Here is a 17,833-nt window from a genome sequence, read left to right as displayed (position 1 = left end):
TCGCGCGATCACCGCTCGGCAGTCAGTCATGGCAGATGCGGTGGCGCTACACTCGTGTGATGAACCAGATTGATCACTTCCGCGGCGCCTTGCTCGGCCTCGCGTGCGGCGATGCCGTCGGTACCACGCTGGAGTTCAAGCCTCGTGGCAGCTTCACCCCGATCACCGACATGGTGGGTGGTGGGCCGTTCCAGCTGCAGCCGGGGCAATGGACCGACGATACCTCCATGGCGATGTGCCTGGCCGAGAGCCTGGTGCGTTGTGACACCTTCGATGTGCACGATCAGATGAACCGCTACGCCAACTGGTACCGGCATGGGTACTGGAGTGCGACCGGCGAGTGCTTCGATATCGGTATGGCAACGCGGGCTGCCATCGACCGGTTCCTGCAGGACGGCCAACCGCTGGCGGGTAGTGACGACCCACGCAGCGCTGGCAATGGCTCGATCATGCGTTTGGCGCCGGTGGCATTGCGCTACGCCGGGACTCCCGACCTGCAGGCAATGGCCGAGCTGAGTTCGCGAACGACGCACGCTGCGCAGGAGTGCCTGGAGGCGTGCCGCTTGCTGGCGGTCGCGCTGGAGCGGGCGTTGGCAGGTGGCACCCGTGACGCGGTGCTGGATCTCAGCAATGTCCCTGTCGAGAGCGCACGGCTGCAGCAGATCGCGGCGGGCGGCTACCGCGGTGCCGCGCGTGAGCAGATCCGTGGCAATGGCTATGTTGTCGACAGTCTGGAAGCTGCACTCTGGTGCTTTGATCGCCACGACACCTTTGAAGCCGTCGTACTCGAGGCGGCCAATCTTGGCGAGGACGCCGACACCACGGCCGCCATTGCGGGGCAGCTGGCGGGCGCATTCCATGGTGCGCGCGGAATCCCCGGGCGGTGGTTACAGCGGCTGGCCCTGCGTGCCGAAATCCAGGCGCTGGCCGATGCGCTGCACGCCTTGAACCAGGGCAGCGACCGCGCTGCGTGAGTCGGGTTCCCTGCCTGTGAACTGCGCCGGCAGGATGCTCCCTGCCGCCGCCATTTCCGACGCCGCGCTGCATCACCTGCAGCAGTCCGCCACGCCCCGGTCGCCAGTCTCAGCGGGCCACGACATGGAAAGGCGCTATGGTCGAGTTCCACGTCTCAGGGAGCCGCAATGGCGAGCAAGGACATCACGCGTCGTTCCAGCCACGGAGCGAAACGGAAATGAGCAAAGTCACGGCAGATGTGCGCTGGTTGACCTTCCGCTTGAAGAACGGGCAATCCATTGGCCCGGATCGGCTGAAGGACGGATGGGTCATCGCCTCGGAAACCGCCCGCTGCGGGGTGCGCCGCGAGCATATTGAAGGGTCGGGCCTGGTGTATGCCCTGTACGCGCCGGCCAACCTGGCCTCACCACGGCGCGCGGAAATGCGCATGCGCGAATTCCTGATGAGCTCGGGCTACACCTTCACGATGGGCACGCTGGGCGGCTGAGCTGCGCGCGGGCCGCGATTGCTCAACGCTGCGCGGCCTTCAACGCCTCGATGATCTGCGCGCCGGAGAAGCCACAATGGCCTTCGCCAACGCGCGGCAGCACCTGTGGCAGCGGACGGGCGCCGGCCCGTGCGGCCGTCTGCGGATACACCGTCTGCATGCGCGGCACGATCGTCGGGTCGTTGTTGTTGAACTGGATCACCAGCGGTCGCCTCAACGCACCGCTCAATGCCAGCTCCCTGCGGACAGCGGCCTGCGCGGCAGGCACGGCGTCGACACGTTGCACGCCGGCATTGAACGCCCTGTCGTCACCGAAGCCGCTGTAAGCCACACCTCTGTTGCCCACCGGCATGCCGCCACTGCGCGTGGCCAGTTCGTGCAGGACCAGTGAATGCAGGCTGATCGTGCCGGCCAGTGCATCAGCGGACACCTGCAGCCGCTGTGCCAGCAACGCGGCATGCGAGGGGCTGCGTTGCAGCGCATTGGAGATGCCTTGGTACAGTTCGCCCTGTGGCAGCGCAGCCGCTTCGCGTGAGACCAGTCCCGCAGCCGGCAGGCCTTCGGCCTTGGCAAAGAAGTAATCGAAAGCGACCAGCGTGGTCAGCAGATTACTCGCGATCTGTTCGCCACTGAGATTGGCGCCGCATAGCGACACACCACCGGCGTAGTGTTGCGGGAACCGCTCGAGGCTGGCGAGGGTCACGGCGCCGCCCATCGAAAATCCCAGCATCCAGACATGGCGCACATGCTTGAGTTCAGCCACTGCATGCCGGCGCAGGCGTTCCATGTCGGTGATCGCATCGGCCACCGCCCAGCCCTGGCTGGCATAGGCGCTCTGCGCGACGGCGTAGCCTGCCGCCAGCAGTGGCGCGGTGCCGTCATTGGCGGCCATCGGCGTAGCACGTGGCACGCCTACCGGCTCGTAGCCGTGCGCCAGCATCACCAGGTCACCGTTCCAGTCGGCCGGCACGTCCAGGCGCCACGGCGCGCCCTGCAGCTCGCCGCTCAGCGTGCGTGCCGCCGTTGGCGCTGACGCCAGCAAGGTCGTCGAAGGCAGCAGCAGGCCGAGGGCGAGGGCGCATCGAAGCAGGGCGGGCATCGGGGTCATTCCATGCGGGAATGACCCCGAGCATAGATGCCAGCGAAATGTTGCGCGCGCTGCACTGCCGCAGGAAGGGCGGGCTGGGGGGGGGACACCCGCTCCCCGAGTTGATCACGTCCGCTACGGGGGTGATTCCGATACGATGTGTCGCCTTGATCTCTTTCTACTTTACCCAGGGTCCCGTCATGGTCGACCGTCTCGCCATTCTGCTTGAACGCTTTGCGGTTACCGCCTCGGTGTTCCATGCCGGCGCGCTGTGCGGCATCAACTCGCTGGCGGGCGAGGATGACGCTGGGCAGCTGCATCTGGTGCGACGTGGCCCGTTGCAGGTCAGCCATGGCCAGCAGACTGTCCAGGTCGAGGTGCCGAGCCTGCTGCTGTACCCACGGCCGATGCCGCATCGGTTCAGCACCGATCCGCAGCACGGCGCCGACATGGCCTGCGCTAATCTGAATTTCGAGGGCGGGCGGCTCAACCCGATCAGCGCGGCGTTGCCCGATTTCATCTGCCTGCCGCTGGCCGATCTGTACGGCGGCAACGCAGCGCTGGAGCTGCTGTTCGAAGAAGCCTTCGAGCAGCGCTGCGGTCGTGCGGCGATGGTCAACCGGCTGTTCGAGGTGGTGATGATCCAGGTGCTGCGGCAGCTGATGGAAGGGGGGGAGATGCGTGGTGGCCTGTTTGCCGGGCTGGGGCATCCGCGGCTGCGGCTGGCGCTGGTGGCGATGCATGAAGCGCCCGCACAGTCCTGGACCCTGGAAGACCTGGCCGAGGTGGCCGGCATGTCACGCAGCGTATTTGCTGCCAGTTTCCGTGAGGCGATGGGTACCACCCCGGGCCAGTACCTGCAGGGCTGGCGGGTGGGCCTGGCGCAGCAGGCACTGCGTCAGGGGCGCCCGTTGAAGCGGATCGCTGATGACGTTGGCTATGGTAGCGAAGCCGCGCTGTCGCGCGCATTCAAGGCACATACCGGGCAGTCGCCGCGGGAGTGGCGCGGACAGGCCCGCGCCGGCGCGGGCTGAGCCTCAGCCCAGCACCAGCCGGGCCAGTTTCATGCCAGCGAACAGGCCAACCAGGCCCAGTGCCACCGAACCGCCGGCGTACAACGCTGCCAGGCCATGCTGGCCGCGCTGCAGCAGCAGACCGATTTCCAGCGCGTAGGTGGAGAACGTGGTGTAGCCGCCGAGGACGCCGGTGGCCAGCAGAAGGCGCAGCTGCGGCGACGCGCCATTGCGCAGGGCGAAGGCTTCGACCAGCGCGCCCATCAGCAGTGCACCGCTGATGTTGATCAGGAAGGTCGACCACGGCCACGGGCTGCCGACCGCTACCCGCGTACCGATCAGGTTGCAGGCATGGCGAAGGCAGGCGCCGAGCCCGCCGCCGACGAAGACCAGCAGATAATTGTTCAATGCGTGCATCACATGCCTCGGTTGCGGGTTCGCTGATTCGATGGCGAACGCCGACGACAGGCATGGCCCGCCATCGACGAACGCCGGTTCGTCCTGGCAGGAGCCATCAGCCCTTTCAGGCGGTTATCGGGGGAGCCCCATCCCCATCCGCGACCATGCTACCAGTGGTAGTGCATTCACGTCATCGAGGTCGTCAGCACCCGGATGACCTTGCTGCGGCTGAAGCCGTCCATCAGCAGTTCGAAGGCCAGCAGGTCCAGGGCCGCGTGGCGGCGGTGGTCGATCTCCAGCCCTTTCTCCTCCACCAGGTGGCTGACCAGTTCATAGGCGTCCTGCCAGACATCCAGGTGGGCCTGGCTGGGGATATAGGTATTGCCCCGCTCACCGACGCCAAGCCCGCTCACGCCGTACAGCAGTTCACGCGCGTCCAGTTTGGCCGCATCGGCGATGCGGAACAGCTGTTCGGCCTTCACATGGGCGGGGCTGACATGGTCGTTGAGCCAGTTGCTGATGGTTGCCGTCGTCGAATCGGCGGCGCGGGCCAGATCGGCCGGGCGAGGGTGCCCGGCTTTCTTCATGGCAATGGCGAGTCGTTGGCCGAGAGTATTCATCTATGCAAGCCAGCTTAACGCGTGGATCGCAAAGTTCCCTTGTTCCAAGAATAAGTCTGGTTAACAGAAGGACCGACCGTGACCGAATTCTGGAGCAAGGGGCAGGTACGCGCCCGGCTGGGTTTCCGGACCGATGCCGAACTGGCGCGCTTTTTTGGCATAAGCCGATCTGCCGTGTCGCAATGGCCCAAGAACTTCCCGATTCCTGCGCTACGCCAATACATCCTGCATCAGCGCTATCCCAACCTGTTCCCCGCGACTGAGGATACGCAGGGCGAGTAAGCCTCAACTGCGCCGCCTTTTGTCGCATATAGCACCCTAAGCGGCATTTGCTAAGTATGCTTAGCAATATTGGAAACTTCGATGAAACGGGGCTGGCCCATCGATGGCGCCTACCAAGGCGGGACCGGGGAAATCGGGGCAGTGTGTCGGGTCCGACCCATCCGGGCACCCCGTCTCCCCGTATGTGGTTTCGTGAACGATTAATAATTTCGATCACGAAAGTCGCGGTATGTAATTGACCTGTCGTGAAATCTATGACTAATTGGGATCAACCGGACGTGAAGCCCGGGAGTCTTTCAGTAGCTCGCAAGTGAGTCGGTAGACCGTCAACGATGCAGAACAAGTCCAACGGAGGTCGTATGGAATACGGCATGCATGGCTTGGCTGAACGGGTACGCCGCGAACTGGAAGCCAGTTATCACAAACACGGATGCGGTCCGGCGTTCTGGGATACCTACCAGCAGGTGCTGGACCGCCTGGTCCCGCAGGGGACCGAGCGTACCGAAGTCACCAATGAAATGGCGCTGATCATCGAGCAGCTGGGCATCGTGCGACGTGCGCAGCTGGTGCCGCCGCACGCCAACGGGCCGCGTTGATCCGTTGATTCAAAGCAGGCGCCAGGCGCCGCAGGCCAACAGCGCCAGCAGCATCGACAGCAGTGCCAGGGTCCGCGGTCGCCACCATTGCCGCGGTTGCCCGGCCATGGCCTGCGGACTGCAGTAGCGCACCAGCCCCGGGCCGAAACCGGCCTGGTGCTGCTGCCGCGAGCAGGCCTCCAGGCAGGCGCCGCAGGCCAGGCAATCGGCCTGAGGTCCCTGGCGGATATCCAGTTGCATCGGGCAGGCGCTGACACAGGCAGCGCAATCGGTGCAGTCGCCCAGGCGGTCGGCGCTGAAGGTGGGCATCGGTCCGGCCAGCAGCGGATGTGCAGCGCGGAACACGTAGTCCTGTGCGGTGGTCGGGTCGAGCAGGCCACGGCCGCGTCCGAGCACGCCCCCCAGCCCCGACGGACGCATGCCGCGCGGTTCGCCGCGGCGCGCGTCGTACAACATGCGGGGTGTATGCGGATCGGTCAGCAGCGGCTGCAGGCGCGCGAACGGGCACAGCGAACGGCACACCTGCTCGCGCAGGAAGCCGGCATTGCCCCAGGTGGCGGCGGCATAGAACAGCACCCAGAACGTTTCCCAGCCGCTCCAGCCGGCATGCGGCGCGGCGGCCACCAGTTCTTCGATCGGGCTGAACAGACCGACGAACGTGACGCCGGTCCACAGCGACAGCAGCCCCCATGCCACCTGGGTGGCAGGGCGCACGGCGGGCGCTGGCAAGGCCCGGGCCATGGCGCGCGCAATCCAGTCGAAGGCGCGGCGCCATAGCGTCTGTGGGCAGGCGTGGCCGCACCAGATGCGGCCGGCGAGGTGGGTGAGCAGCGCGAGGCCCACCGCCAGCACCGCCAGCAACCCTATCAGCACGCCAACATCGCCGGGCCACAATGTCCAGCCAAACAGGTCAAAGCGCCGTGCGTTGATGTCCAGCAGCAGGGCCTGCCGCCCATTCCAGCGCAGCCATGGCAGGGCATAGAACAAGGCCAGCAAGAGCATGCTGAGCGCGGCGCGCCAATGCCAGCGGCGTGGGATTCCGGTGCAGGCCGTACTCATCCCAGCGGCAGCTCGTCGTCGTCGTCGCTTGGCATCGGTCGCTGCAGGTACCAGGTGACCGCGCTGGACAGTGCGGTCACCGACCAGAACATGAAGAATCCTGCCGTATAGCCCAGTTCGCGGCTGATCGCCGTACCCGGAAAGCTGATCGCCTGCAGACGCAGCGGGTCGACAAAGGCGAAGAACACCACGCTGGCCAGGCCTGCAGCGATGAAGCTGGGCCAGAGGATGGCGCCCCAGTGCTGGATCAGCTGCTGGCGGCGGCTGGGAGAGGGTCTGTTCATGCTGTCCCGGGTCGGAGTGAGGGCGGCGCGTATACTCCGCCGAGGCTGGCGCAGCATCCGCAGGGCATGCTTCCTGCAGGAATGCCAGACTAGGTGCAGCGGACTGCGCCGACATTGATCTGGATCAACGGCGGTGCCGGCCAGCTACGGCACACTGCCGGCAAGCTTTGGGTACCCCGATGAACGCAATATCGCCGCCTGTCCTGCCCGTCGCCTCGCCCGGGCTGTGCACTGAGCAGGAAGTGACCCGCCTGGTCCACGACTTCTATGCACGCGTGCGCGAGGAAGAGCGGTTGGGGCCTGTGTTCGAGGCACACGTCCACGACTGGCCGGAACATCTGGCGCAGCTGGTCGATTTCTGGTCGGCAATGCTGCGCGGCACGCGCCGCTTCAAGGGCTCGCCGATGTCCAAGCACATGGCCATCGAGCTGGACAAGGACCTGTTCGACCGCTGGCTGGTGCTGTTCCGGATCACCACCGCCGAGTGCGGCAACCCGCCCATGCAGGCGCTGGCCAACGACGTGGCCGCGCGCATCGGTGACACCTTCTGGAAGCGCTACCAGATGCTGCGCTGGCCGCAGGTCGGCCTGCCGGTGCTGGAAATCCCCACCCGCGATTGATCTGGGTCAAGGCGGTGGCGTCCGCCCGGCGCGATGCTGGCGGCATGGACACGTTCTCACCCGCCGCCGGCGGTCTTGCCTGGACCTTCGACCCCGACCTGCTGCGCCGGCATGACCGGCCGGGGCCGCGCTACACCTCGTATCCGACCGCGCCTCATTTCCACGATGGCTTCGATGCGCCGGCACTGCGCCAGGCAATCGCCGACAGCAACCAGCTGGCCCGCGCGCTGTCGCTGTACGTGCATGTACCGTTCTGCTCCAGTCCCTGCTTCTACTGCGGCTGCAACCGGGTGATCACCCGCGACCGCGGCCGTGGCCACAGCTACGTCGCGCGCGTGCTGGCCGAGGCCGACCTGCTGGCGCCGCAGTTCGAGGACGGCCGTGAAGTCATCCAGCTGCACCTGGGCGGTGGCACGCCGAATTTCCTCGAGGCCGAGGCGATGACCACGCTGGTGGAAGGGCTGCGCCGGCGCTTCGATTTCAGCGATTCACCGCAGCGCGATTTCTCGATCGAACTCGATCCGCGCTTCATCGATACCCGCGATGTCGCCATGCTGGCGCGGCTGGGCTTCAACCGCGCCAGCCTGGGCGTGCAGGATTTCGACCCACAGGTACAGGAAGCGATCAACCGCGTGCAGGGCGTGCAGCAGACGCTGGACATCCTGCAGGCCTGCCGCGACAGCGGCATGCGTTCGGTCAACGTCGACCTGATCTATGGGCTGCCGGGACAGAGCCTGGAAGGGTTTGGCCGCACCCTGGAACGGGTGCTGGCATTGCGCCCGGATCGCCTGGCGGTGTACGGCTACGCACACCTGCCGCATCTGTTCCGCGCACAGAAGCAGATCGACGAACGCCGCTTGCCTTCGCCGGAAGACAAGCTGGCGCTGCTGGGCCTGGCGGTGGAGAGGCTCTCCACTGCGGGCTACCAGTACATCGGCATGGATCACTTCGCACTGCCGGAAGAAGATCTGTCACGCGCGCAGCGCGCCGGCCAGCTGCATCGCAATTTCATGGGCTATACCACCCACGCCGATACCGATCTGCTCGGCCTGGGCGTGAGTGCGATCAGCCACATCGGTGCCACCTACAGCCAGAATCCGCGCGACCTGCCGTCATGGGAGGATGCCGTGGACCAGGGGCAGTTGCCGGTGTGGCGCGGCGTGGCGCTCAGCGCCGACGACCAGCTGCGCGCAGAACTGATCCAGCAGCTGATGTGCCAGGGCGAAGTGGACGGTGCGGTGCTGGGCCAGCGCCATGGCGTGGATTTCGAGCAGTACTTCGCCGAAGACCTGCGTTCGGTGCAGCGGCTGCAGGAGGACGGTCTGGCCGAGTACCGTGACGGTATAGTGCGCGCCAGCGAGCCTGGACGGCCGTTGCTGCGGCTGCTGGCGATGTGCTTCGACCCGTACCTGCGTGCGGCCTGCGAGCAGCCGCGCTACTCGCGTGCGATCTGACGTTCGTCGTGAAAAGTGCGATGGTGCCCGGAGCCGGAATCGAACCGGCATGGGGTTGCCCCCGGCGGATTTTAAGTCCGATGCGTCTACCAGTTTCGCCATCCGGGCCTGCAGCGCGGCGCCGATTGTAGCCCAGCTGCGGAATCCCGACTGGATTGCAGTGGAGCGGCGGTGTGCTTAACTGTCGCTCCCATTCATGTCATAGTCCAAAGCATCGTTCCCAGGGGGGAGCCACCCGATGTCGCTGCACGCGATTGCCTATGCCAGCGAGGCCCGCGCCGACCTGCAGACAACCGATCTTGACCGCCTGCTGGCCGATGCCACCGCATTCAACCGAGTGGCCGGTGTCACGGGTGTGCTGATGTTCGATGGCAGCCGTTTCCTGCAGTACCTGGAAGGCCCGGAGGATGGCATCGATTCGGTGTACCAGCGCATCGCCAATGCGCGTAGCCATGGACAACTGAAGGTGCTGTGCCGCGCGCCGGTGGCGCAGCGGGCATTCCCGCGCTGGTCGATGGGGACCCGGCGCATTGAGGCAGAACTGCTGGTACAGATCGTCGACGCCTCATGGCCGGGCTTCGTGCTTGGCTGCGGTGGCTTCGAGCGCCTGCTGCAGGCCTGGACCGGCGCCGATGGTGAACTGGAGCCGGCCGCGGTCGCACTGGGCTCCTGACCCCACCTTGGCGGCCGGGCACCCGGGCCGTTAGGCTGTAGCCTTTCTGGCATGGATCTTCCCGGAGTGGCAAAGCGAATGAGTAGGTCGGCCATGCCCATGGCAGTACGCATGCGATTTCAGCCGTTGCATGGGATGCGGCGTTGAGCGCGCCGCTTGCGGCAGCAGCGGCGCCGCGCTTCGCGGTGATCGGGCTGGGCTACGTGGGCCTGCCGCTGGCGGTGGCCTTCGGCCGGCACTGGCCCACGCTGGGCTTCGACATCGATGCTGATCGCATCGCCGAGCTCCGCGACGGCCAGGACCATACGCTGGAAATGGAGGCCGATGAGCTGGCCAGTGCACAGCAGTTGCAGTACGGCAGCGATCCGGCATTGCTCGATGCCTGCAATGTCTACATCGTTACCGTGCCGACCCCGATCGACGCCTATGAGCAGCCCGATCTGGAGCCGCTGCGTTCGGCAACGCGGCTGATCGCCAGCCACCTGCGTGCGGGTGACCTGGTGATCTACGAATCCACGGTGTACCCCGGCACCACCGAAGAGGTCTGCGTGCCGTTGCTGGAGCAGCTTTCCGGGCTGCGCTTCAACGAAGACTTCTACTGTGGTTACAGCCCGGAGCGGGTCAGCCCCGGCGACCGCCAGCGGCGCCTGGCCGATATCCGCAAGATCACCTCGGGGTCGACACCGGAAGTGGCTGCGGTGATTGATGGCCTGTACCAGCGCATCATCGCCGCCGGCACCTTCCCGGCGCCGTCAATGCGTGTGGCCGAAGCGGCCAAGGTGGTGGAGAACATCCAGCGTGACGTCAACATCGCGCTGGTCAATGAGCTGGCGCTGATCTTCGACCGGCTCGGCATCGACACCCAGGATGTGCTCGACGCCGCCGGCAGCAAGTGGAACTTCCTGCCATTCCGGCCGGGCCTGGTCGGCGGCCACTGCATCGGCGTGGACCCGTACTATCTGCTGCACAAGTCCGAGAGCGTGGGCTACCACCCGGACCTGATCCACACCGCGCGGCAGGTCAACAACCGCGTCGGCGAGCATGTGGCGTCGCGTGTGCTGGCAATGCTGGCCGAACGTGGCCGCGTACCTGCGCAGTCGCGTATCCTGGTGCTGGGCGTGACCTTCAAGGAGGATTGCCCGGACCTGCGCAACAGCCGCGCGCTGGAACTGGCGCAGCGCCTGCGTGATGCCGGCGCACAGGTGGAGGTCAGCGACCCGTGGGTCGGCCCGGCGGCATTGGCCGACGCGGGCGTGCACTGGCTGGCCGAGCCGGTGGCGGGGAGTTACGACGCCGTAGTCCTGGCAGTGGCCCATGCCCTATTCAAAGCCATGGATGACGCCGCAATCCAGGCGCTGCTGGCACCCGGCGGCATCGTCTACGACGTGAAATCGGCCTGGCCGCGCAATGTGGTTGACGGTCGCCTGTAAACGCCGGTGACGGCCGGCGCGGTAGACTCGCAGGCAGTTGCAACCAAGGAACGCCATGCACCGGTATATCGTCTACCTGCTCGCCATCCTGATGTTTCCCATCTGCCTGTGGTTGGCCACGATCTGGCCGGCCTGGTACTGGGGCGTCGGCCTGACTGCCGCGATGGTGGCGCTGGGGACCTGGGATCTGCTGCAGAAGCGCAGCACGCTGCGCCGCAACTATCCGGTGATGGCGCATTTCCGCTATGGCCTGGAATCAATCGGCCCGGAAATCCGCCAGTACTTCGTGCAGAGCGACCTGGAGGACGTGCCGTTCTCGCGCCAGCAGCGTGCGCTGATCTACCAGCGCGCAAAGAACGAAATGGACACGGTGCCCTTCGGTACCCTGCGCAGTACCTATGCGGTGGATTACGAGTGGATCAACCATTCGCTGGCTCCCACCTCCATTGCCAAGCATGATTTCCGCGTGCTGATTGGGCCGAACTGCGCCAAGCCTTATTCGGCCAGCGTGTTCAACATCTCGGCGATGAGCTTCGGTTCGCTCTCGGCCAACGCGATCCGCGCATTGAACGAAGGTGCGCGGCGCGGCGGCTTCTACCACGACACCGGCGAAGGTTCGATTTCGCCCTACCACCGCGAGATGGGCGGCGATCTGGTCTGGGAAATCGGCTCGGGCTACTTCGGCTGCCGTGACGAGAAGGGTGGATTCAGCGAAGAGCGCTTCGTCGCCAACGCTACCGATGACCAGGTCAAGATGATCGAGATCAAGCTGTCGCAGGGTGCCAAGCCGGGCCACGGCGGCGTGCTGCCGGCACCAAAGGTGACCGCCGAAATATCGGTGACCCGTGGTGTTCCGATGGGGGTGGACTGCGTATCGCCGTCGCGTCACTCGGCATTCTCGACGCCGGTCGAACTGTTGCAGTTCGTGGCCCGGCTGCGCGAGTTGTCCGGTGGCAAGCCGGTCGGTTTCAAGCTGGCCATCGGCCACCCCTGGGAATGGTTCGGCATCGCCAAGGCGATGCAGGAAACCGGGCTGCTGCCGGACTTCATCGTGGTCGATGGCGCCGAGGGAGGCACCGGCGCGGCGCCGGCTGAATTCGTCGACCATGTCGGCGTGCCGATGCATGAAGCACTGCTGCTGGTGCACAACACCCTGGTCGGCCTGGACCTGCGCGAGCGCATCCGCATCGGTGCCGCTGGCAAGATCACCAGTGCGTTCGACATCGCGCGCACCATTGCGCTGGGTGCCGACTGGTGCAATGCCGGCCGAGGCTTCATGTTCGCGCTGGGCTGCATCCAGTCGTTGAGCTGCCACACCGACAAATGCCCGACCGGCATCGCGACCCAGGACCCTGCGCGCTGGAAGCATCTGGATGGACCGGACAAGGCCACCCGTGTGTACAGCTATCACGAGCACACGCTGCATGCCTTGAAGGAACTGTTGTGCGCGGCGGGCCTGAACGATCCGGCCGAGCTGGGGCCGGAGCACATCCTGCGTCGCGTGTCGCCGGTGGAAATCCGTTCGCTGGCGTCGCTTTACCGCTACCTGGAACCGGGCGAGCTGCTGCACAAGGTGCCCGACCATGCGGTATTCCATGCCTTCTGGGCCGATGCGCGCAGCGACTCGTTCCAGCCGCCGCCGAAGATCCAGGCTCTGCGCGCCAGCAAGTCGCGGTAGCGTGATGTTGTAGAGCCGAGCCCATGCTCGGCTGTTCTTCGTTCCGACCTCGCGATGACTGATTGAAAAGCAGTCAAGCATGGCTTGACTCTACAGAAAGGCAGCCGAGCATGGGCTCGGCGCTACAAGGAGGCGCCATGCAGTTCAGGACCGGTAGCATCGACGATGTCGCCACGCTGTGGGCGCTGCGCACGCGCTGTGTGCGCGAAACCTGCAGCAGCCATTACCCTCCCGAGGTCATTGCACCGTGGTCGGCCTCGCCGCCACCGTCGCAGTACGCGCGGCTGTTGTCGCAGGGCGGATGCGTGGTGGCCGAGGACGGGCAGGGTGGCCTGCTCGGCTTCGGCGTCTTTGATGTCGATGCCAATGAAGTCGACGCGTTGTTTGTCAATCCCGATCGTGGCGGCGAGGGGATCGGCCAGGCGCTGATGCAGCGCCTGTTGGCAATGGCCGATCGTGAGCGCGAGGTGGTGCTGTCGGCGTCGCTCAATGCCGTGCCGTTCTATCAACGGCAGGGCTTTGTCAGCGTGCGTGAGGAAGCCTATGCGCATCCCAGCGGTGTGGCGTTGGCCTCGGTGAGCATGCGCAGGCCGTGGTGATGTGGCGTCGAGCATGGGCTCGACGCTACGCCGCAGGCGTCACCGCTCCGCCAACCAACCGATCACGCCCTCGGCGGCACGCCGGCCACTGGCGTAGCACGCGGTCAGCAGGTAGCCGCCGGTGGGGGCTTCCCAGTCCAGCATTTCACCGGCGCAGAACACGCCGGGAACTGCCCGCAGCATCAGGCCGTCATCCAGCGCATCCAGGCGCACGCCACCGGCGGTGCTGATCACCTCGGCCATCGGCCTTGGGCGCAGCAGGCGCAGCGGCAGGCGCTTGAGCGTGGCAGCCACAGCCGGCAGGTCGTTGCCGGCCTCCCTGCCAAGAATCTCGAACACGAGTGCGGCCTTCACCGCATCCAGACCCGCCTGGCGGCGCAGGTGCTCGCCGAAGCTTCGGCCCTTGCGCGGACGTGACAGGTCGGCCAGCAGGCGCGCCTCGTCGCGACCCGGCACCAGGTCCAGCCACAGCATTGCGTGGCCATCGCGGTTGATGGTCTCGCGCAGGTCGGCGGCCAACGCGTAGACCAGGCTGCCTTCAATGCCATATTCGCTGGCCACGCACTCGCCCTGCAGCGACCGCGGTTGTCCAGCCAGGTCGATCCAGTGCGCGACCACCGGCTTCAATGGTGCGCCGGCATTGCGCTGGGCAAAGAACGGCGTCCAGTCCACGTCGAAGCCACAGTTGGCTGACTGCAGCGGCGCGATGTCCACGCCACCCGCCTGCAGTGGCACGACCCAGGCGCCATCACTGCCCAGCTGCGGCCAGCTGCCCCCGCCCATCGCCAGCACGGTGGCATTGGCGCGGACATCGACTTCGCCCGCATCGGTGGCAAAGCGCAGGGCGCCGTCGTCGCTCCAGCCGATCCAACGGTGGTTGGCGTGCAGGCGCACGCCCTGTTCCTTCAACCGGCGCACCCAGCCGCGCAGCAGCGGCGCCGCCTTGCGGTCGACCGGGAACACGCGGCCGGAGCTGCCCACATAGGTTTCCACGCCCAGGCCGTTGGCCCAGTCACGCAGTGCCTGTGCGTCGAAGCCGTCCAGCCAGCTGCCGACCACAGCGGCCTGCTCGCGGTAGCGGCTGTCGAACAACGGCCGCGGATCGGAATGGGTGAGGTTGAGGCCGCCCTTGCCGGCGATCAGGAACTTGCGGCCAGGCGACCCCTTGGCCTCGTACAGGTCGACCTCCAGCCCAGCGGCACGCAGGTGTTCGGCGGCGAACAGGCCGGCCGGGCCGCCGCCAATGACGACGACCCGATGGGGCATGGCGGCATTACGGTTTGACATCGAGCAGCTCGACGTCGAACACCAGCGACGAGCCCGCCGGAATCGGGCCGACCTTGCGGTCCCCGTAACCGTAGTCCGGCGGAATCATCAGCGTGCGCTTGCCGCCGACCTTCATGCCGGCCACGCCCTCGTCCCAACCGCGGATGACCTGGCCGGCGCCGAGCGCGAAGGTGAACGGCTCGCCGTGCTTGAAGGAGCTGTCAAAGGTCTTGCCGTGCTTGGTCTCGGTACGGTTGTCGTAGATCCAGCCGGTGTAGTGCACCGTGACCTTGCTGCCGGCGATGGCTTCGGCGCCGGTGCCGGGCACGGTATCGATCCGCTCGAAGGTGGTCAGCGTGCCGCCGGGCGGCGGGCCGGATGGTTCGGTCGAGCAGCCAGCGGCGGCGAGGGACAGCAGCAGGGGAAGCAGCAGGCGGCGCATCGGGCGTCTCCAGAAGGGCGCGGGGCGAGGGCGGCAAGGGTAGCGCATCGGCGCCGGGTATCATGGGGCCATGGCAAAACTCCTGCTCAATCTGCGCAACGTCGGCGACGACGAATATGCCGATGTCTGCACGCTGCTCGACCAGCACGGCATCGCCTGGTATCGCACTGAACCCAGCCCGTGGGGCATTTCCAATGGTGGCCTGTGGCTGCGCGACGACGATGATCATCCGCGTGCGAAGGCGTTGATGGCCGAGTACCAGGCGGCGCGCGGCGTGCGCGTGCGGGCTGAACGCGAGCAGGCATTGCGCGAGGGGACGGCGGAGACATTCGGCAGCCTGTTCCGGCGCCGGCCGGCCTATGTGGTGCTGGTGCTGCTGGCGATGGCCGGTGCCGCGGCGCTGGTGCTGCTGCCGTTCCTGCTGTTGCGGGGGTAACGGGTTTCGGCCGGGTTGCACCCGGCACCCGCAGAGGCAACGGCAACGTCAGAAGCGGGTTTCCGTGGGATGGCGCGGCGGTGTGGGCAGGCGGGACACGCCGTAGACCCCGCTTCGCGGTCCGGCCCAGCCGCTGGCGGCTGTGCGTTCGGGCGCCTGCGAAGCAGTGCTTCGCAAGCAAAGCGCCTCACCCCTGGCGGCTCGATGGCGCCTTGCTCGTGTGCGCTGTCCTGCGCACACGGCAAGACCGGGGTTGGGCGTCCTGCCCAACCCGCCCGAGGCATGCCTCGGGCCCATGGCGCCAACGGTCCCGCCTGCCCACACCGCCCCGCCTCTGACAAGTTCTGGGTACCTGCCGGGGTCGGATCCCTCTGCCGCGCAGAGGGCTCTGACCCCTGAATCTGTCTGTGCGGGCGGGAGGCGCTAAAATGGCGGGATGATCGCCAATACCGCTGCCTATCATTTCGCCGTCATCGACGCCCCCCGGGCCCTGTGCGACCAGCTGCTGGCCCGTGCCGAGACGGCGGAGTTGCGCGGCACGATCCTGGTGGCGGGCGAGGGACTGAACCTGTTTCTGGCGGGGGCGCCGGAGGCGGTTGAGGGCTTCTATGCAGCGCTGCATGCCGATGCGCGTTTCGCCGGCATGCGGGTCAAGACCAGCCTGAGCAAGCATCAGCCGTTCGCGCGGCTGAAGGCCAAGGTGAAGGACGAGATCATCAGCTTCCGCCGCGATGACGGCCAGCCGCTGGACTATCCGCGCGCACCGTCGGTCGATCCGGCCACCGTGCAGCGCTGGCTGCGGCAGGGCCATGACGATGCCGGCAAGCCGGTGGTGATGCTCGATACGCGAAATCTGCAGGAAGTGGAGTACGGCACCTTCAAGGATGCGCTGGTGTTGCCCATCCGCAAGTTCACCGACCTGCCCGAGGCGCTGGCGCCGCATCGCGATGCGCTGCGGGACAGCACCGTGGTCAGTTTCTGCACCGGCGGCATCCGCTGCGAGAAGGCCGCGCTGTGGATGGTCAATGACGGCATGGACAATGTGCTGCAGCTCGATGGCGGCATCCTCGGCTACTTCGAGGAGGTGGGCGGCGAAGGCTACGAAGGCCGCTGCTTCGTGTTCGATGAGCGTGTGGCGCTGGATGCCGAGCTGAAGCCGATGGTCGACCAGCCGCTGCCCGAGCCGCGCCCCAGCGCGTTCTGACGCTTGCCCGGTAGAGCCGGCCGCTGGCCGGCTGCCAGGGCACGTTGCCCGCCGGCCAGCGGCCGGCTCTACCGGACCAAGCGCGGTGGGCGCTGAACCTGCCCTACGGGAATCAGCATCCCGCCACCGTCACTGGCCGCCGCGCCCGGCCGCCCCCATGCAAGGGTGATCCTGTGACGGAAAACCGCCTGATGATCCCGTTGTCGATCCTTGACCTGGCCCCGGTCTGCGAGGGCAGTGACACCACTGCCGCCTTCGCCAACATGCTGGAACTGGCCCAGCACGCCGATGCGCTGGGCTACCGCCGCTACTGGCTGGCCGAACACCACAACATGCCCGGCATCGCCAGTGCCGCCACCGCCGTGCTGATCGGTCATGTTGCCGGTGGCACCCAACGCATCCGGGTCGGCGCGGGCGGCATCATGCTGCCCAATCATGCCCCGCTGCAGGTGGCCGAGCAGTTCGGAACGCTGGCCTCGCTGTATCCGGACCGCATCGACCTTGGCCTGGGCCGTGCGCCGGGCACCGATCAGCCGACCGCACGTGCACTGCGCCGCTATTTCGACAGCGCCGACCAGTTCCCGCAGGACGTGCGCGAGCTGCTGCACTACTTCGAGCCGGTCCAGCCTGGACAGGCGGTGCAGGCCGTTCCGGGTGGTGGCCTGCGGGTGCCGACCTGGATCCTGGGATCAAGCCTGTTTGGCGCACGCATGGCGGCCTCGATGGGCCTGCCGTATGCATTCGCCTCGCATTTCGCGCCGGACGTGATGGACGAAGCGCTGGCGGTGTACCGCCGCGAATTCCGTCCCTCGGCCACGTTGAAGCAGCCGCACGCGATGCTGGCCCTGAACGTTGTTGCCAGCGACAGCGAGGCCGAGTCGCGTCGCCTGTTCACCAGCCAGCAGCAGAGTTTCGTCAACCTGCGCCGCGGCCGGCCGGGCAAGATCCCGCCGCCGATCGACGACATTGAAGCCTTCTGGGAGCCGCACGAAAAGTTCGGCGTGGAACGGGCCCTGGCCTGCACCGTGCTGGGCGATCCGCAGCAGGTGGCCGAGGGTATCGCCGCTTTCGTTGAGCGGCACAAGCCTGACGAGCTGATGCTTACTGCCAACCTGTATGACCATCGTGCGCGCCTGCGTTCCTTCGAGCTGGCGATGAACGCCTGGCATGGCCGCCACGCGGGCTGAACAACCGCGTCACGGCCCGTTGCGGCCGATCCGCGTCTGATG

At 66.5% G+C, this 17,833-nt stretch carries 21 protein-coding genes, 1 tRNA gene and 1 riboswitch; of the genes, 14 read left to right on the top strand and 8 right to left on the bottom strand.

Annotated elements, in window-relative coordinates:
- The first annotated feature begins 59 nt into the window (after positions 1–59).
- Both AC5P7S_RS05150 and AC5P7S_RS05145 read left to right on the top strand, forming a co-directional pair.
- The gene (locus AC5P7S_RS05150; protein ID WP_095378791.1) at positions 60–974 is read left to right on the top strand and encodes an ADP-ribosylglycohydrolase family protein; all 915 of its coding nucleotides are present in this window, start codon (positions 60–62) and stop codon (positions 972–974) included.
- A gap of 218 nt (positions 975–1,192) precedes the next feature.
- Positions 1,193–1,462, top strand: a complete 270-nt coding sequence (locus AC5P7S_RS05145; RefSeq protein ID WP_005415995.1) for a hypothetical protein — start codon at positions 1,193–1,195, stop codon at positions 1,460–1,462.
- Positions 1,463–1,484: 22 nt separating this feature from the next.
- Here the strand turns inward: AC5P7S_RS05145 and AC5P7S_RS05140 are convergent, their stop codons facing one another.
- Complete coding sequence (locus AC5P7S_RS05140) at positions 1,485–2,561, bottom strand: alpha/beta hydrolase family protein (protein WP_095378794.1); 1,077 nt, start codon at positions 2,559–2,561, stop codon at positions 1,485–1,487.
- A 188-nt stretch (positions 2,562–2,749) separates the two neighbouring features.
- Here AC5P7S_RS05140 and AC5P7S_RS05135 point away from each other — a divergent pair, with 188 nt between their 5' ends.
- Entirely contained in the window at positions 2,750–3,583 is an 834-nt protein-coding gene (locus tag AC5P7S_RS05135) for an AraC family transcriptional regulator (RefSeq protein WP_095377482.1), read from the top strand.
- 3 nt (positions 3,584–3,586) lie between these two features.
- Here the strand turns inward: AC5P7S_RS05135 and crcB are convergent, their stop codons facing one another.
- Positions 3,587–3,979: a fluoride efflux transporter CrcB gene (gene crcB, locus AC5P7S_RS05130; RefSeq protein WP_005415998.1), complete on the bottom strand. Its 393-nt coding sequence runs from the start codon at positions 3,977–3,979 to the stop codon at positions 3,587–3,589.
- An 81-nt stretch (positions 3,980–4,060) separates the two neighbouring features.
- Positions 4,061–4,124: riboswitch (Fluoride riboswitch) on the bottom strand.
- A gap of 22 nt (positions 4,125–4,146) precedes the next feature.
- Positions 4,147–4,548: a helix-turn-helix domain-containing protein gene (locus AC5P7S_RS05125; protein ID WP_005415999.1), complete on the bottom strand. Its 402-nt coding sequence runs from the start codon at positions 4,546–4,548 to the stop codon at positions 4,147–4,149.
- A 111-nt stretch (positions 4,549–4,659) separates the two neighbouring features.
- On the opposite strand from AC5P7S_RS05125, the gene AC5P7S_RS05120 reads away from it, so the two are divergent.
- Complete coding sequence (locus tag AC5P7S_RS05120; protein WP_005416000.1) at positions 4,660–4,863, top strand: helix-turn-helix domain-containing protein; 204 nt, start codon at positions 4,660–4,662, stop codon at positions 4,861–4,863.
- A 359-nt stretch (positions 4,864–5,222) separates the two neighbouring features.
- The gene (locus AC5P7S_RS05115) at positions 5,223–5,459 is read left to right on the top strand and encodes a hypothetical protein (RefSeq protein WP_005416001.1); all 237 of its coding nucleotides are present in this window, start codon (positions 5,223–5,225) and stop codon (positions 5,457–5,459) included.
- A gap of 9 nt (positions 5,460–5,468) precedes the next feature.
- Here the strand turns inward: AC5P7S_RS05115 and AC5P7S_RS05110 are convergent, their stop codons facing one another.
- Both AC5P7S_RS05110 and AC5P7S_RS05105 read right to left on the bottom strand, forming a co-directional pair.
- Positions 5,469–6,518, bottom strand: coding sequence for a 4Fe-4S dicluster domain-containing protein (locus AC5P7S_RS05110; protein WP_005416002.1), 1,050 nt, complete (start codon positions 6,516–6,518; stop codon positions 5,469–5,471).
- On the bottom strand, positions 6,515–6,802 hold the full coding sequence (locus tag AC5P7S_RS05105; RefSeq protein ID WP_014036651.1) for a hypothetical protein: 288 nt from the start codon (positions 6,800–6,802) through the stop codon (positions 6,515–6,517). Before AC5P7S_RS05105 ends, AC5P7S_RS05110 begins: the two co-directional genes overlap by 4 nt.
- 179 nt (positions 6,803–6,981) lie before the next feature.
- On the opposite strand from AC5P7S_RS05105, the gene AC5P7S_RS05100 reads away from it, so the two are divergent.
- Positions 6,982–7,422, top strand: coding sequence for a group III truncated hemoglobin (locus AC5P7S_RS05100; RefSeq protein ID WP_032954077.1), 441 nt, complete (start codon positions 6,982–6,984; stop codon positions 7,420–7,422).
- 44 nt (positions 7,423–7,466) lie between these two features.
- Positions 7,467–8,876, top strand: coding sequence for an oxygen-independent coproporphyrinogen III oxidase (hemN, locus tag AC5P7S_RS05095; protein WP_032954102.1), 1,410 nt, complete (start codon positions 7,467–7,469; stop codon positions 8,874–8,876).
- A gap of 21 nt (positions 8,877–8,897) precedes the next feature.
- Here the strand turns inward: hemN and AC5P7S_RS05090 are convergent.
- Positions 8,898–8,984, bottom strand: a tRNA-Leu gene (locus AC5P7S_RS05090).
- 130 nt (positions 8,985–9,114) lie between these two features.
- Between AC5P7S_RS05090 and AC5P7S_RS05085 the strand changes: the two genes are divergently transcribed.
- From AC5P7S_RS05085 to AC5P7S_RS05070, 4 genes are all read left to right on the top strand, one after another.
- Positions 9,115–9,549 carry a BLUF domain-containing protein gene (locus tag AC5P7S_RS05085; protein WP_005416006.1) on the top strand — a complete coding sequence of 145 codons (435 nt, stop codon included), beginning with the start codon at positions 9,115–9,117 and terminating at the stop codon, positions 9,547–9,549.
- 143 nt (positions 9,550–9,692) lie between these two features.
- On the top strand, positions 9,693–10,979 hold the full coding sequence (locus AC5P7S_RS05080) for a nucleotide sugar dehydrogenase (protein WP_095377481.1): 1,287 nt from the start codon (positions 9,693–9,695) through the stop codon (positions 10,977–10,979).
- A 55-nt stretch (positions 10,980–11,034) separates the two neighbouring features.
- Positions 11,035–12,657: an FMN-binding glutamate synthase family protein gene (locus tag AC5P7S_RS05075; protein WP_095377480.1), complete on the top strand. Its 1,623-nt coding sequence runs from the start codon at positions 11,035–11,037 to the stop codon at positions 12,655–12,657.
- A 137-nt stretch (positions 12,658–12,794) separates the two neighbouring features.
- Positions 12,795–13,256, top strand: coding sequence for a GNAT family N-acetyltransferase (locus AC5P7S_RS05070; protein WP_053500365.1), 462 nt, complete (start codon positions 12,795–12,797; stop codon positions 13,254–13,256).
- A gap of 39 nt (positions 13,257–13,295) precedes the next feature.
- On the opposite strand, the gene AC5P7S_RS05065 is transcribed toward AC5P7S_RS05070, so the two are convergent.
- Together AC5P7S_RS05065 and AC5P7S_RS05060 are read right to left on the bottom strand one after the other, a co-directional pair.
- Entirely contained in the window at positions 13,296–14,543 is a 1,248-nt protein-coding gene (locus tag AC5P7S_RS05065) for a TIGR03862 family flavoprotein (RefSeq protein WP_095377479.1), read from the bottom strand.
- Positions 14,530–14,964 carry an FKBP-type peptidyl-prolyl cis-trans isomerase gene (locus AC5P7S_RS05060; protein WP_005416011.1) on the bottom strand — a complete coding sequence of 145 codons (435 nt, stop codon included), beginning with the start codon at positions 14,962–14,964 and terminating at the stop codon, positions 14,530–14,532. Before AC5P7S_RS05060 ends, AC5P7S_RS05065 begins: the two co-directional genes overlap by 14 nt.
- A gap of 70 nt (positions 14,965–15,034) precedes the next feature.
- Here AC5P7S_RS05060 and AC5P7S_RS05055 point away from each other — a divergent pair, with 70 nt between their 5' ends.
- From AC5P7S_RS05055 to AC5P7S_RS05045, 3 genes are all read left to right on the top strand, one after another.
- On the top strand, positions 15,035–15,400 hold the full coding sequence (locus AC5P7S_RS05055; RefSeq protein WP_095377478.1) for a DUF6164 family protein: 366 nt from the start codon (positions 15,035–15,037) through the stop codon (positions 15,398–15,400).
- Between the two features lie 436 nt (positions 15,401–15,836).
- Positions 15,837–16,604 carry a sulfurtransferase gene (locus AC5P7S_RS05050; protein ID WP_005416013.1) on the top strand — a complete coding sequence of 256 codons (768 nt, stop codon included), beginning with the start codon at positions 15,837–15,839 and terminating at the stop codon, positions 16,602–16,604.
- Between the two features lie 191 nt (positions 16,605–16,795).
- Positions 16,796–17,791, top strand: a complete 996-nt coding sequence (locus AC5P7S_RS05045; protein WP_005416014.1) for an LLM class flavin-dependent oxidoreductase — start codon at positions 16,796–16,798, stop codon at positions 17,789–17,791.
- Positions 17,792–17,833 lie beyond the last annotated feature (42 nt).

Source organism: Stenotrophomonas sp. YJH_SMC_32 (genome assembly GCF_059369975.1).
The sequence above is the reverse complement of the archived record's forward strand: the minus strand, read 5'-3'. Positions and strand labels throughout refer to the sequence as shown.

What these genes read in the sequence shown, in the direction of transcription:
- AC5P7S_RS05150 (WP_095378791.1), top strand. Translation starts at nt 60, where the DNA reads ATGAACCAGATTGATCACTTCCGCGGCGCCTTGCTCGGCCTCGCGTGC.
- AC5P7S_RS05145 (WP_005415995.1), top strand. Translation starts at nt 1,193, where the DNA reads ATGAGCAAAGTCACGGCAGATGTGCGCTGGTTGACCTTCCGCTTGAAG.
- AC5P7S_RS05140 (WP_095378794.1), bottom strand. Translation starts at nt 2,561, where the DNA reads ATGCCCGCCCTGCTTCGATGCGCCCTCGCCCTCGGCCTGCTGCTGCCT.
- AC5P7S_RS05135 (WP_095377482.1), top strand. Translation starts at nt 2,750, where the DNA reads ATGGTCGACCGTCTCGCCATTCTGCTTGAACGCTTTGCGGTTACCGCC.
- crcB (WP_005415998.1), bottom strand. Translation starts at nt 3,979, where the DNA reads ATGCACGCATTGAACAATTATCTGCTGGTCTTCGTCGGCGGCGGGCTC.
- AC5P7S_RS05125 (WP_005415999.1), bottom strand. Translation starts at nt 4,548, where the DNA reads ATGAAGAAAGCCGGGCACCCTCGCCCGGCCGATCTGGCCCGCGCCGCC.
- AC5P7S_RS05115 (WP_005416001.1), top strand. Translation starts at nt 5,223, where the DNA reads ATGGAATACGGCATGCATGGCTTGGCTGAACGGGTACGCCGCGAACTG.
- AC5P7S_RS05110 (WP_005416002.1), bottom strand. Translation starts at nt 6,518, where the DNA reads ATGAGTACGGCCTGCACCGGAATCCCACGCCGCTGGCATTGGCGCGCC.
- AC5P7S_RS05105 (WP_014036651.1), bottom strand. Translation starts at nt 6,802, where the DNA reads ATGAACAGACCCTCTCCCAGCCGCCGCCAGCAGCTGATCCAGCACTGG.
- AC5P7S_RS05100 (WP_032954077.1), top strand. Translation starts at nt 6,982, where the DNA reads ATGAACGCAATATCGCCGCCTGTCCTGCCCGTCGCCTCGCCCGGGCTG.
- hemN (WP_032954102.1), top strand. Translation starts at nt 7,467, where the DNA reads ATGGACACGTTCTCACCCGCCGCCGGCGGTCTTGCCTGGACCTTCGAC.
- AC5P7S_RS05085 (WP_005416006.1), top strand. Translation starts at nt 9,115, where the DNA reads ATGTCGCTGCACGCGATTGCCTATGCCAGCGAGGCCCGCGCCGACCTG.
- AC5P7S_RS05075 (WP_095377480.1), top strand. Translation starts at nt 11,035, where the DNA reads ATGCACCGGTATATCGTCTACCTGCTCGCCATCCTGATGTTTCCCATC.
- AC5P7S_RS05070 (WP_053500365.1), top strand. Translation starts at nt 12,795, where the DNA reads ATGCAGTTCAGGACCGGTAGCATCGACGATGTCGCCACGCTGTGGGCG.
- AC5P7S_RS05065 (WP_095377479.1), bottom strand. Translation starts at nt 14,543, where the DNA reads ATGTCAAACCGTAATGCCGCCATGCCCCATCGGGTCGTCGTCATTGGC.
- AC5P7S_RS05060 (WP_005416011.1), bottom strand. Translation starts at nt 14,964, where the DNA reads ATGCGCCGCCTGCTGCTTCCCCTGCTGCTGTCCCTCGCCGCCGCTGGC.
- AC5P7S_RS05055 (WP_095377478.1), top strand. Translation starts at nt 15,035, where the DNA reads ATGGCAAAACTCCTGCTCAATCTGCGCAACGTCGGCGACGACGAATAT.
- AC5P7S_RS05050 (WP_005416013.1), top strand. Translation starts at nt 15,837, where the DNA reads ATGATCGCCAATACCGCTGCCTATCATTTCGCCGTCATCGACGCCCCC.
- AC5P7S_RS05045 (WP_005416014.1), top strand. Translation starts at nt 16,796, where the DNA reads ATGATCCCGTTGTCGATCCTTGACCTGGCCCCGGTCTGCGAGGGCAGT.